Annotated in this window: 9 protein-coding genes; 3 read left to right on the top strand and 6 right to left on the bottom strand. The window is 75.5% G+C overall.

Annotated elements, in window-relative coordinates:
- Positions 1 to 166: 166 nt before the first annotated feature.
- The 4 genes from KSE_RS30805 to KSE_RS45130 form a co-directional block, all read right to left on the bottom strand.
- Positions 167 to 4,384, bottom strand: a complete 4,218-nt coding sequence (locus tag KSE_RS30805; RefSeq protein ID WP_106437760.1) for an nSTAND1 domain-containing NTPase — start codon at positions 4,382 to 4,384, stop codon at positions 167 to 169.
- A gap of 4 nt (positions 4,385 to 4,388) precedes the next feature.
- On the bottom strand, positions 4,389 to 4,751 hold the full coding sequence (locus KSE_RS30800) for a CU044_2847 family protein (protein ID WP_014139287.1): 363 nt from the start codon (positions 4,749 to 4,751) through the stop codon (positions 4,389 to 4,391).
- A 138-nt stretch (positions 4,752 to 4,889) separates the two neighbouring features.
- Entirely contained in the window at positions 4,890 to 5,675 is a 786-nt protein-coding gene (locus KSE_RS45135) for a peptidyl-tRNA hydrolase (protein WP_014139286.1), read from the bottom strand.
- Between the two features lie 17 nt (positions 5,676 to 5,692).
- On the bottom strand, positions 5,693 to 6,607 hold the full coding sequence (locus KSE_RS45130) for a hypothetical protein (RefSeq protein ID WP_014139285.1): 915 nt from the start codon (positions 6,605 to 6,607) through the stop codon (positions 5,693 to 5,695).
- 143 nt (positions 6,608 to 6,750) lie between these two features.
- Here KSE_RS45130 and KSE_RS30780 point away from each other — a divergent pair, with 143 nt between their 5' ends.
- The gene (locus KSE_RS30780; protein ID WP_014139284.1) at positions 6,751 to 7,122 is read left to right on the top strand and encodes a YbjQ family protein; all 372 of its coding nucleotides are present in this window, start codon (positions 6,751 to 6,753) and stop codon (positions 7,120 to 7,122) included.
- A gap of 65 nt (positions 7,123 to 7,187) precedes the next feature.
- Here the strand turns inward: KSE_RS30780 and KSE_RS30775 are convergent, their stop codons facing one another.
- Both KSE_RS30775 and KSE_RS30770 read right to left on the bottom strand, forming a co-directional pair.
- A complete protein-coding gene (locus KSE_RS30775) occupies positions 7,188 to 8,291 on the bottom strand; it encodes a vWA domain-containing protein (protein WP_014139283.1) in 1,104 nt (367 codons plus the stop codon).
- Positions 8,292 to 8,508: 217 nt separating this feature from the next.
- On the bottom strand, positions 8,509 to 9,729 hold the full coding sequence (locus KSE_RS30770; protein ID WP_014139282.1) for an MFS transporter: 1,221 nt from the start codon (positions 9,727 to 9,729) through the stop codon (positions 8,509 to 8,511).
- Positions 9,730 to 10,058: 329 nt separating this feature from the next.
- On the opposite strand from KSE_RS30770, the gene KSE_RS30765 reads away from it, so the two are divergent.
- Both KSE_RS30765 and KSE_RS30760 read left to right on the top strand, forming a co-directional pair.
- A complete protein-coding gene (locus tag KSE_RS30765) occupies positions 10,059 to 10,940 on the top strand; it encodes an ATP-grasp domain-containing protein (protein ID WP_014139281.1) in 882 nt (293 codons plus the stop codon).
- Between the two features lie 121 nt (positions 10,941 to 11,061).
- Complete coding sequence (locus KSE_RS30760; RefSeq protein ID WP_014139280.1) at positions 11,062 to 12,150, top strand: FAD-dependent oxidoreductase; 1,089 nt, start codon at positions 11,062 to 11,064, stop codon at positions 12,148 to 12,150.
- The last annotated feature ends 24 nt before the right edge of the window (positions 12,151 to 12,174 follow it).

The following is a 12,174-nucleotide window of genomic DNA, read 5'->3' as shown; positions in this document are numbered from 1 at the left end:
CCGCAACGGGAGAGTTGCGCAATCCGTCGATTCGGCGCGGTCAGCCGGCGAGGGCCGCTTCGACCAGGCAGCGGCCCTGGAGCTCCGCGACCGTGGCCCGGTCCGGCACCGAGATCTCGAAGGACGGGAACGCCACGTCCGGCACGTGCCGTCCCCGACCGGTGTCCTACGGGCAGACGGACTGGCCGGCCTGATCGGCCGGCAGGTACAGCGCCTTCTCCTTGGTGGCGAGGTCGCGGGCGACAGCCCCGCAGATGATGCCGATCGCCGTGGACGGGTCGGTGATGGGCCACAGCCGCGCGGTGCTGTCGATGCTGCCGGTGGCGAGGGTGCGCCCGTCAGGGCTGAACGCCACCGAAGAGACGTTGCCGGTGTGGCCGGTCAGGGTGGCGATGCTTCGGCCGGTGGCCACGTCCCACAGCCGCGCGGTGCTGTCGGCGCTGCCGGTGGCGAGGGTCCGCCCGTCCGGACTGAACGCCACCGAGACGACGGGGCCGGTGTGGCCGGTCAGGGTCGCGGTGGTCCGGCCGGCGGCCACGTCCCACAGCAGCGCCGTGCTATCGGCGCTGCCGGTGGCGAGGGTCCGCCCGTCGGGACTGAACGCCACCGCGCCCACGGAACCCGCGTGGCCTCTGAAAGTGGCGGTGGTCCGGCCGGTGGCCACATCCCACAGCCGCGCGGTGCTGTCGGCGCTGCCGGTGGCGAGGGTCCGCCCGTCGGGACTGAACGCGACCGAGACGACGGTGTCGGTGTGGCCGTCGAGGGTGTCGATGGTCCGGGCCGTGGCCACATCCCACAAGCGCGCCGTGTCGTCGCCGCCGCCGGTGGCGAGGGTCCGCCCGTCGGGGCTGAACGCCACCGAGACGACGGCGATGGTGTGGCCGGTCAGGGTCGCGGTGGTCCGGCCGGCGGCCACGTCCCACAGCAGCGCCGTGCCGTCCTCCCCGCTGGTGGCGAGGGTGCGCCCGTCGGGGCTGAACGCCACCGTCTCCAGCGCGCTGTGGCCGGTGAGGTTGGCGGTGGTCCGGCCGGTGGCCACGTCCCACAGCAGCGCCGTGGTGTCGCCGACGGTGGCGAGGGTGCGTCCGTCCGGACTGAACGCCACCGAGGCGAGGGTGGTGGTGTGGCCGGCGAGGGTGGTGGTCGGGCTGGGGGCCGGGTCCCACAAGCGCACGGTCTTGTCCCAGCTGCCGGTGGCGAGGGTGCGCCCGTCCGGGCTGAACGCCACCGAGGCGACGGTGCCGGTGTGGCCGGCGAGGGTGGCGGTGGTCCGGCCGGCGGCCACGTCCCACAACCGGACGCTGTGGTCCCAGCCGCCGGTGGCGAGGGTGCGTCCGTCCGGGCTGAACGCCAGCGAGAACACGGCGCCGGTGTGGCCGGTCAGGGTCGCGATGGTCCGGCCGGTGGCCACCTCCCACAGCAGCGCCGCGCCCTCGCCGCCGCCGGTGGCGAGGGTCCGCCCGTCCGGGCTGAACGCCACCGCGCCCACGGGGCCGGAGCTGTTGGTGAAGGTCGCGGTGGTCCGGCCGGTGGCCACGTCCCACAACCGCGCCGTGCCGTCCTCGCTGGCGGTGGCGAGGGTGCTCCCGTCCGGGCTGAACGCCAGCGAGGCGACGTTGGCGGTGTGGCCGGTGAGGGTCGCGGTGGTCCGGCCGGTGGCCGGGTCCCACAACCGCACGGTCCGGTCCCAGCCGCCGGTGGCGAGGGTCCGCCCGTCCGGGCTGAACGCCAGCGAGAACACGGCGCCGGTGAAGCCGGCGAGGGTCGCCGTGGTCCGGCCGGTGGCCACGTCCCACAGCAGCGCCGCGCCTTCGCCGCCGGTGGCGAGGGTGCGCCCGTCGGGGCTGAACGCCACCGAGAACACGGGGCCGGAGCGGTCGGTGAGGGTGCCGGTGGTCCGGCCGGTGGCCATGTCGCGCAACCGCACCGCGTGGTCCCAGTCGGCGGCGGCGAGGGTCCGTCCGTCGGGACTGAACGCCACCGCGTCGACGCCGTTCTTGTGGCCGAGCCGCCGGCGCAGCGGCAGGGCGGCGGCGGCGCTGAGGGCCCGGGCGGCCTCCGAGGTCGGGTCGGTGCGGTAGGCGGCGACGGCCAGCAGCGAGGCGAGGTCCGGGTCGGTGGCGAGGAGCGAGCCGGACTCGACGGCGAGCTGCCGGGACTGGGCAGTGTGCTGCCGGGACTGGGCGGTCCCCTGGGCGGCGACGGCTTCCCGCTGGGCGGTGACGGCCGTCTGCCGCTGCCAGAACGCCAGTCCGGAGGCGAGCAGGGCGAGGACGAGGAAGGTCGCCAGGATCGCGTTGAGGCGCCTGCTGCGCCGGACCGCGGCTTGCTGGTGGCGCCGGCCCGCGTCCAGGAACGCCGCGAGCTCGGCGGGCATCGGGTGCCGGCGCGCCAGGTCCGCGCCCTCGGCCAGGAACGTTCCCGCGGGCAGGTCCTGGGGGTTGCGGTGCTCCTGCCAGCGGGCGTACTGGATGCGGGCCCGGTCGAGCCATTCCTGGTACCGGGCGACCGGCTCCATCCAGAGGCGCAGGGTGGGCCACTCGCGGATGAGGGCGTCGTGGATCAGTTCGGCCATCGGTGTCCCGGTCGCCGCGTCGGCCGACCCCGGCGACGCGTGCACCCGGTCGGTCGTGATGACGCGGTGCCGGGAGAGCACGGCCAGGACTTCGTCGACGGCCTGCCACGCCCGGGGCGTGCCGTCGGCGGCGGCGAGTTGGCGCAGTTCGTCGAGTCGGAGCTGCTGGCGTGCCGCCGGGGTGTTCAGGGCCTGGTTGGCGGGGCGGACCAGGGCGGTGAGGACCTGTCGGGCAACGAGCACCTGCTGTCCGTCGAGTTCGCGCAGGGCGGCGTCGCACCAGCTGGCCAGGGCTCCGGTCACGGTGCCGATGCCGAGGTAGGCCTCATGGGTGAGGAGACCGCCGTGGCGGAGGCGGCTCTCCCACAGCCGGCTGAGCGCGACTTCCAGCAGCGGCAGCACGGTGACCGGGGCCTCGAAGCGGGCGGCGCCGCGGGAGGGGAGGGACAGGACGTCGGAGACGATCCGCTGGGCCAGCCCTTCCTCGAAGTCGACCCGCAGGTCGGCGGCGGGCGCCGTGACGATCGCGGCCAGTTCCGTACTGGTCAGCGTGGCAGGCACGTTGAGCACGCCACGCGCACCCAGCAGGGCCTGTAGCAGCTCGGGGGCCAGGACGGACAGCTGGGGGTAGAAGTCGTCGCGCATGACGAGCACGAGGACGGCGTCGGCGGCGGCGGAGCCCGCGGCGGCCGACGCCCCGGCCGCAGTGGAAAGGATCGCGCGGGCGAGCGCGGTGAGTGCTCCGAGGTCCTCCACCCGGGGCTCGCCAGTGGGTGCGAGGGGTTCCTCGGCGGGGGCGAGGAGTTCCTCGAACTGGTCGACGACCAGGACCACACGCTCCCGGGCCGGCCCGGCTCCCGGGCCGCCGACCGGGGGCGCATCACCTCCCGCGAGCGGTCCGGCCGGTCCGAGGGCGGCCCGCAGGTCGGGGCCGGGGCGCACCAGCACCTGGCGCCAGCGGTCGCTGCCCGGCAGCCGCCCGGCAGCCAGCTCGGGCAACACCCCGGCCTGGACCAGGGAGGACTTCCCCGCTCCCGAGGGCCCGAGCAGCAGCAGCACTCGCTGTCCGCCGCCCAGCGCCTCCATGGCCTGGCGCACCGCCTCCTCGCGGCCGCGGAACCAGCGGGCGTGCTCGGCGGCGAACGGCTCGAGCCCCCGGTACGGCGACACGTCGCTCACCCTGAGCGCGGGCCAGGCCTCCCGCAGCACCTCGGTTGGCGTGGCGTAGGCGATGCCCTGGCCCCGGTCGTTGCCGTCAGGCGACGTGATCGCGGTGACCATGCCGACCACCAGGCCGGTCGTCTCGTCGAGGACGGGTCCGCCACTGAACCCGGTGGTCAGGTCGTTGGCGCCGGTCAGTTGCAGCAGGTCGCCGACCCGGTCGGCGGCGGGCAGCAGTCCGAGTACCGCGCCGGAGCCGAAGTGGCCGCCCGGCGGGGCCTGGGTGGGGAAGCCGAGCGAGCGGACCCGATGCCCGCGGCAGCCCGCGGCCGATCCCAGCCGGAGCGGGGCCGTGCCCGTCGGCACGCCGTCCAGCAGGACCAGGGCGGTGTCCTGCTCCTGCGGGTCGCGCCACCCCTCCGTCAACACCCGGCCCGTCGGCTCCGGGGCGCCGGGCAGCCGCGGGAAGCACACCCGCACGACGTGCCCGGGGCGGTAGCCGCCCGCGGCCAGCACGTGCGCGCAGCTGACCAGCAGGTTGTCGGCGACCAGGAAGCCCGTACCCAGGACCTCCCCGTTGGCGCCGCAGATCTGGGCCACCGCGGCTGCCAGCGCGTCGGGCCTGCCGGCCCCGGGCACGGCGTCCACGGGATCAGTCCGTCCCCGCGCTGTCCGGCGCCTGGGCGGGGGCGCTCTCGGCCTCTTCCTTGCGCCAGGTCAGCTTCACGGTCAGGTGGCAGTTGGCGGCCGTCTTGGTGATCACCACCCCGGCCTCCGTGGCGAGATCGACCCCGAACTCGACCTCCAGCTCCGCCGGTCCCGCGTCGCGCAGCCGCGCCAGCACCGTGCGGGCCAGATCGGTGACAGGCTCCAGGGCCGCGCCCAGCCCCACCGGCAGCTCACGGATCGCGTCGCCCATCCGGCTGGCCTTCAGGGGCCCGACCGCACCGTCCACGGCTTCGACCAGGATCGATCCCCCGCCGTCCAGCGGTACCCGCGCCAACTGCTGCCCCATCGGATTCCTCCCCCTGTCGCCGCCCCTCGGCGACCACACCGACAAGCTACTCGCGCCGGGGCGGCGGCACGGAGAAACGGACGAACCGGCGAGAGGGGATCCGTCCGGGCCGTTCCCCTGCTCCGTCCGCGTCGCGCGTCAGCGGGCGTGCAGGGCCGGGTGGTCGGCGACGACGGTGGCGCTGCCGGGGGCGATCTCGGTGAATCCGGCGTCGCGGACGACCGGGAGGCGGCCGTCGGTGAGGGCGGGCCAGGCGGCGGTGGGGGCGGTGCGGACGGCGAGGGGGAAGCCGTCGGCGGCCCACTTCCCGCGGTGGGCGTCGTCGAGGGCCCACCAGGCGAGCTGGGCGGCGTGGCCGGTCTGGGCCATGGTCTTGCCGGCGCTCATCTCGAGGGTGGGGTTGAGCCAGAGGACGGGGACGCCGTCGGGAACGGGGGCGGGGGGCTCGGGGTCGTCGAGGTCGGTGCCGGAGACCTGGAGCTTGGCGAGTTCCTTGGGCCAGCCGTCCAGCGGGATCGGCGGGAAGACCCGGACCTCGGCGCCGCCGGGGCCGGTGACGGTGATGCCGGGGAGTTCGCCCGCCTTGCGCCACTCGCCGCCGCGGGCGCGCCGGACCACCTTGCGGATCCGGGCGTCCTCCCAGGCGGCGACCCGCTCGGTCCACTCGCCGTCCGGGTCGGTGGTCCGGGGGTCGGCGAGCAGGGTGAGGACGGCGCGGGCGGAGGTCTCCAGCGCGTCGGTGCGGGCGGGCGGGTCGGCCCGTTCCAGCCGGACCACCAGCGGCAGCACGTACTGCGGGCGGGTGTCGCGGTCCTCGGCGGCCCCGCCCACGGCGGGCGCGGGCGCGGGCGCGTCGGAGGCGGTAGCGGGCGCGGGCGCGTCGGAGGCGGCAGCGGCGGCGGGCAGGTCGAAGGGTGAGCTCACCCGTCCAGGATGCCAGTTCAGCGGCGGTAGCCCCGGCCGGGGTCGCGTTCCTCGGCGTCCTCGTAGCCGAGGAACCAGCCCTCGGGGTGGGTGGCGGCGAGCAGCCGGTCGATCCGCTGGCCCGCGTCGAGGTCGCTGTCCTCCTCGTCGGGGCCGTAGACGCCGAACAGTTCGTCGGCGCAGCCGTCCCAGTCGTAGTCGTACAGGTCGGCGGGCAGGTCGCCCATCATGTCGGCGACGGATTCGGGCTGGGCGCCGAGCAGGGTGCGGGCGTCGGCCAGCGCGAGGCGCAGCGCGACGTCCTCGGCGGGACAGCGGGGCAGCGGCCACTCGCCGAGGGCGAGGTCGTCGGCGAGGTCGTCGAAGGCGCGGGCGAAGGCGCGCCGCCAGCCGCGGTGGAGGTTCCAGGTGCGCTGCTGGAGCCGGCCGAAGACGGTCCAGTCGCCCTCGTCGGCGACGGTGACGGGGTCGTCGCCGTGGTCGTCGAGGTCCTCGTAGCCGGCGTCGGAGAGGCTGATCAGCTGGGTGTGCAGGAGGCAGGCGGTGCGCGGGGTGAGGGTCCAGTCGCCGGTGTCGCCGTCGTCGAGCGGGAAGAGCTCGGCGAAGTCGGGGGCGAAGTCGTCGGTGACGCTGATCTCCAGGGTGCCGCCGAGCGCTTCGATGCCGGGCAGCGCCGCGACCAGGCGGTCGGGGTGGAGCAGCGCGCCGAGGGCGGCGTTGGGGTCCTCGGCGACTTCGCGGAGGAGTTGGGCGCGTTGGCCCTCCGGGTCGATCCCGGCGAAGTCGAGTTCCTCGACGGCGGTCCTCGCGGCGGCCCGCAAGGCGGGCCAGTCGGTGATCCGCAGGCCCAGTACCACCGTGGCCTCGATCTCCTGTGCGCCGGATTCCTCCGCCGCGTGCGGCCCCTGTGGCTGATCGTTTCGCTCGCCCATGCGACAAGGTTGACAAACCCGGTGCCCGGTGTCCATCAGCTCTCGTGATCCGGTGGGTGGCGGCGGTGGCGCGCGGGCGCGGAACGGCTCCGCCCGGCGCGCCGGGGTAGCCGACGGGCCGGGTCGGAGGGGAGGCTGGGGGCATGAGCGAACTGAACGATTTCGGCGGCGGGCAGGACCCGGCCGGCGGTGTGCTGGTGGTGACCACGAACGACGTGCCGGGGCACCGGGTGGTCCGGGTGATCGGCGAGGTGTTCGGACTGACGGTGCGCTCGCGGCACATCGGTTCGCAGATCGGCGCGGGCCTGAAGTCCCTGATGGGCGGCGAGCTGAAGGGACTGACGAAGACGCTCGTCGAGACCCGCAACCAGGCGATGGAGCGCCTGGTCGAGCAGACGAAGGCCCGGGGCGGCAACGCGGTGCTGATGATGCGCTTCGACGTCACCGAGGCGGCGGACGTCGGCACCGAGGTCTGCGCGTACGGCACGGCCGCCGTCATCGAACCGATCGGCTGACCGGACCGCCGCCGACCCGGACGGCCCCGGAGCGCGCTCGCTCCGGGGCCGTCGGCGATCAACGGCTACAGCATGACGAGCAGCCGGGTGCCGGGCAGCAGCTTGCGGTTGACCGAGGTCGACTGGACGAAGACGGTGTAGGCCGGGTTGTCGCCCGGCTTGACCGCGGCCTCCGCGGCCGGCAGGCCGAGCAGGTCGCGGGCGGCCGGGCCGGAGAACACCCGGCCGGTCAGCTCGCCGGTGACCGGGTCCTTCTCGGCGACGGCGAGCCGCTTGGTGGCCTGGATCCTCTCCCGCTTGGTCAGCTCGTAGTACGAGCAGCCGGTCTTGTACGGGTGGCCGGAGCCGGTGACGAACTCCCGCAGGGCGGCCTGCCGGTCGACCGGGACGAGGGCGTAGGAGTCGGCGGCCAGCGCCTCCAGGCTGGCCTCGACCGCGTCGGCGCTGAGGTCCTGGCCGGTGGTGAACAGCGTCCGCGTGCCGCGCACGCCCTTCTCGCGGCCGCGCAGGAAGCTGGTGGCGGCGGTCTTGACGGTGTCGATCGCCTCCTCGACGCCGCCGCTGGAGTCGGCGTCCCAGATCGCGATGTTGCCGGCCGGGAAGCCGTACTCCTGGGCGGTGCGCTTGGCCAGCGAGTTGGGGACCAGGATCGCCGAGGTCCAGTGCTCGGGGAGGTCGGCCAGCTCGCGGCGGATCCGGTCCATCCAGCCGTGCAGGACGGCCTTGCCCTCGGCCTTCTTCATCCGGGCGTGCATCCGGCCGTGCTCGGAGCAGCCGGAGGCGTTCTCCTCGCCGTCGGTGACGACGACCTGGAGGAAGGAGTGCTCGCCGTAGCCCTCCCAGACGTGCTTCAGGTCGTCGACGGACTTCACCGCCGCCTCGATCAGCGCCGTCGCGCCGTTCTCCACCGCGTAGAGGCCCTTGAGCGACGGCAGGTGCTTGACGTCCATGTCCCACACCAGGTTGTGCACCTCGTGGTCGAAGGCGTAGAGGCTGATCCGGGTCTCGTGGCCGAGGCGGTCGGACTCCTCCTGGAGGCCCTTCACGAATTCGTCCACCACCCGGATCAGCTGCGCCTCGTGGCGCTGCATCGAACCGGATTTGTCGACCACCAGCGAAACGTGGTTGACCTTGTGGTGGATGCGGTTCGCGGAGATGTTCGCGGACATGATTGCGCCCCTTTTCCAACGCCCCTCGCGACGCCATTCCCGGCGCCCCCTCCAGCGTTGTTCCCACACTACGGCCCGCCACTGACAGTCCCGCCGGGGCCGACGGGCCGTCAATTCCGTCGAACGAGTGGGATTTCCGCGGAATATCCGGAGGGGGCCCGGAGAAATCGGGCCAGAGGAGATGAAATGCGGCACGTTCCGGTTTTCCGGTGCGAGGTCACCGGCGCCCGCGGCGGGTACCGGTGGCCGGGGAGAGCGCGGCGGCGGCGAGGGCGAGCAGCAGGACGGGGAGCATCGCGGCGCGCAGGCCGAGGTGTTCGCCGAGCAGGCCGAGCAGGGGCGGGCCGGAGAGCAGGGCGGCGTAGCCGATCCGGGAGGTGAGCGCGATCCGGCCGGTGGTGTCCGGGCCGGAGTCGCCGGCGGCGGAGAGCGCGAGCGGGAAGCCGAGCGCGGTACCCAGGCCCCAGAGCAGGACGGCGCTCCCGGCGGCGGCCGGGGAGTCGACGAGGGAGACCAGGGCGATGCCCGCGGCGGTGAGCAGCGCGCCGCCGCCGAGCACGGCGGGCCGGCCGAGGCGGGCGACCACCGGGCCGCCGGCGAACCGGCCGAGCGCCATGGTGGCGGCGAACCCGGCGTACACCGAGGAGCCGAGGCCGGCGGGCATGTCGTGGCCGTCGACCATGAGCAGCGGCAGCCAGTCGGTGGCGGCGCCCTCGGCGAGCGTCGTCGCGAACACCACGCCGCCGATCATCAGCAGTCGCGGGTCGAGGTACAGCCGGCGCTCGCGGCCGCCGTCCGTCCGCGGCCCGTCCGGGTCGGGGCCTGGCCGGCCCAGGCCGGGGCGCAGGCCGGGGAGCGCGGCGGCGAACAGTCCGGTGACCAGCAGCAGGACGGCCGCCAGGTGCCAGGGGACGGGGAGGCCCGCGGCGGCGCCGGCCACGCCGAGGACGGCGCCGAGGACCGTGCCGAGGCTGTAGCAGCCGTGCAGGGCGGGCAGCACGGGGCGGCCGTACTCGCGTTCCACCAGGGCGCCGTCGACGTTGCTGGCGACCTCGGACAGGCCCATGCCGGCGCCGATCAGGAACAGTCCGGCGGTGACCAGCGGCGCGGAGGCCGTCGCGGTGCCGAGCCCGGTCACCGTGACGCTGGCCAGCACCAGGAGCATCCCGGTGGCGACCACCGGCCGGGTGGCGAACCGGGCCACCAGCGCGCCGGCGACCAGGATGCCGAGCATCGAGCCGACGGCCATGCCGGAGAGCACCAGCCCCATCCCGGCGGTGGAGGCGCCGAGCCCGTCCCGGACGTCGGGGGTGCGGGTCACCCAGGTGGCGAGCGCCAGGCCGGGGATCGCGAAGCACAGTTGCAGGGAGCGGCGGTGGCGGCGGGCCGCGCGGGAGGGGGCGACGGGCGGGGGGCCGAGGACGGAGGTGGCGGGCATGGGGGGGTGCGGCGCTCCGGTGCGGGACGGTCGGGCGGGAGTTCCACGTACCCTAACCATCCGCCGGGGCGCCCCCGCCGGGCGGGGTTCGCGGGGCGGGCGGGCGCTCGCGGGCGGTCACGCACCGGCACCGGCCGACCCCGCAACGATCATTTCGTCAGACCGTATGCCAAATGGATTGACACTGGTCAGGGGCACGTTGGAGGCTCGCACCGCACCGCACCGCACCGCACCGCACCGCACCGCACCGCACCGCACCGCACCACACCGCACCACCCCGCACCGCCCGGGTCCCCTTCCCCCGGACCCATCCGATGCCTGGAGCCACCGTGAGCACCGCCCTGCAGCCGCCCGTCCCCCGTCCCGCCCGGGTCGGGTACGCCACCTGCCGCGGCGTGGAGGACGTCGAGGCGATGCCGGTGCTGGCGGCGTTCGCCCGGCGCGGGGTGAGCGCGGAGGCGGTGTGCTGGAACGATCCGGCGGTCGACTGGGCGGGCTACGACCTGGTGCTGGTGCGCAGCGTCTGGGACTACGTCCAGTGCCGCCCGGAGTTCCTGGCCTGGGCGCGCCGGGTCTCCGCGCTGACCCGGCTGGCCAACCCGGCGCGGGTGCTGGAGCGGAACACCGACAAGGCGTACCTGCGCGGCCTGGCCGCCGCCGGGCTGCCGGTGGTGCCGACGCTGTGGGTGGGCCCGGGCGATCCGCCGGACGCCGTCGCGGCGGCCGACTGGCCGGAGCTGGTGGTCAAGCCGACGGTCTCCTCCGGCGCGCGCGACACCGTCCGCAGCGCCGACCGGGCCGAGGCGCTGGCGCACGTCGCCGCGCTGACGGCGGCCGGGCGGACGGCGATGGTGCAGCCGTACCTGACGATGGTCGAGGACGAGGGCGAGACCTCGCTGCTGTACCTGGGCGGGGAGTTCAGCCACGCGGTGCGCCGCGGGCCGATGCTGGGCGGCGGCTTCGCGGACGTCGCGCGCGAACCGGCCGCCGACCAACTGGCGCTCGCCGAACGGGTGCTGGCGGTGGCGGCGGAGCCGGGCGAGCTGCTGTACTCCCGGGTCGACCTGGTCCGGCTGGCGGACGGCACGCCCGCGCTGATCGAGCTGGAGCTGACCGAACCCCGGCTCTTCCTCGACCTCTGCCCGGACGGCCCGGACCGGCTGGCCGCCGCGGCCTGCGCGCTGCTGCCGCGCCCGGTGGCAGGCCGGTGACGCGTCCGGCACCGCACCCGGCGGCGCGCCCGCCAGCGCGCCCGCCAGCGCGTCCGGCGGCGGGGAACAGCCGGCCCCGCCCCGATGTTTCACCGGTGTGACTGTTGAGCGTGCAAGCACCGTGGAAGCCCCCGCCGCCGCGGGCCCGGCCCGCGAGGTCGACGTGCTGGTGATCGGCGCGGGCCAGGCCGGCCTGTCCGCCGCCTACCACCTGCGCCGCCGCGGCTTCGCCCCGTACACCGGCTTCGTGGTGCTCGACGCGGACGACGCCCCGGGCGGCGCCTGGGCGCACCGCTCGCCCTCGCTCACCATGGCGACCGTGCACGGCTTCCACGACCTGCCGGACTTCGAGCTCCCCGCCACCGACCCGGCCACCGAGGCCCGGGTCGCCGTCCCGGGCTACTTCGCCGCGTACGAGGCGCGGCACGCGCTGCCGGTGGTCCGGCCGGTCCGGGTGCTGGCCGTGCGCGAGGGGACGGACGGGCGGCTGCTGGTCGAGACCGACGCCGGGCGCTGGGCCGCCCGCGCCCTGCTGAACGCCACCGGCACCTGGACCAGGCCCTTCCTCCCGCGCTACCCGGGCAGCTTCGCCGGGCGGCAGCTGCACTACGCCGACTACCGGGGCCCGGCCGGGTTCGCCGGGCAGCGGGTGGTGGTGGTCGGCGGCGGCGCCTCGGCCGTGCAGGTGCTCTCCGAGCTCGGCGCCGTCGCCGAGACGGTGTGGGTGACCCGCACCCCGCCGGTGGTCCACCAGGGGCCGTTCACCGAGGAGTTCGGCCGCGAGGTGGTCGCCAGGGTGGACGAGCGGGTGCGGGCCGGCCTGCCGGTGCGCAGCGTCGTCTCGGTGACCGGCCTGGGCCCGAGCGTCGCCTACCGGCGCGCCGAGGAGCTCGGCGTGCTGAACCGCCGCCCGATGTTCGACCGCCTCACCGAGCACGGAGTCGCCTGGGGCGACGAGGAGTTGCCCGTCGACGCGATCGTCTGGGCGACCGGCTTCCGCCCCGAGCTCACCCACCTCGCCCCGCTCGGCCTGCGCACCGCGGGCGGCGGCATCCGGATGGACGGCACCCGGGTCGCCGACGACCCGCGGATCCACCTGCTCGGCTACGGCCCGTCCGCCTCCACCGTCGGCGCCAACCGCGCGGGCCGCGCGGCCGTCAACGAGGTGGTCCGCCTCCTGGGGGTCCCGACCCAGCCCGCCGCGGTCTGACCCCCGCCCTGCCGGCGACGCCGA

Origin of the sequence: Kitasatospora setae KM-6054 (assembly GCF_000269985.1) — a bacterium.
GTDB lineage: Bacteria > Actinomycetota > Actinomycetes > Streptomycetales > Streptomycetaceae > Kitasatospora > Kitasatospora setae.
This window is presented reverse-complemented; position numbering and strand designations above follow the sequence as displayed.

Coding starts and splice junctions, on each gene's coding strand:
- KSE_RS45130 (WP_014139285.1), bottom strand. CDS start 6,607: ATGGGCGAGCGAAACGATCAGCCACAGGGGCCGCACGCGGCGGAGGAA.
- KSE_RS30770 (WP_014139282.1), bottom strand. CDS start 9,729: ATGCCCGCCACCTCCGTCCTCGGCCCCCCGCCCGTCGCCCCCTCCCGC.
- KSE_RS30800 (WP_014139287.1), bottom strand. CDS start 4,751: ATGGGGCAGCAGTTGGCGCGGGTACCGCTGGACGGCGGGGGATCGATC.
- KSE_RS30775 (WP_014139283.1), bottom strand. CDS start 8,291: ATGTCCGCGAACATCTCCGCGAACCGCATCCACCACAAGGTCAACCAC.
- KSE_RS30780 (WP_014139284.1), top strand. CDS start 6,751: ATGAGCGAACTGAACGATTTCGGCGGCGGGCAGGACCCGGCCGGCGGT.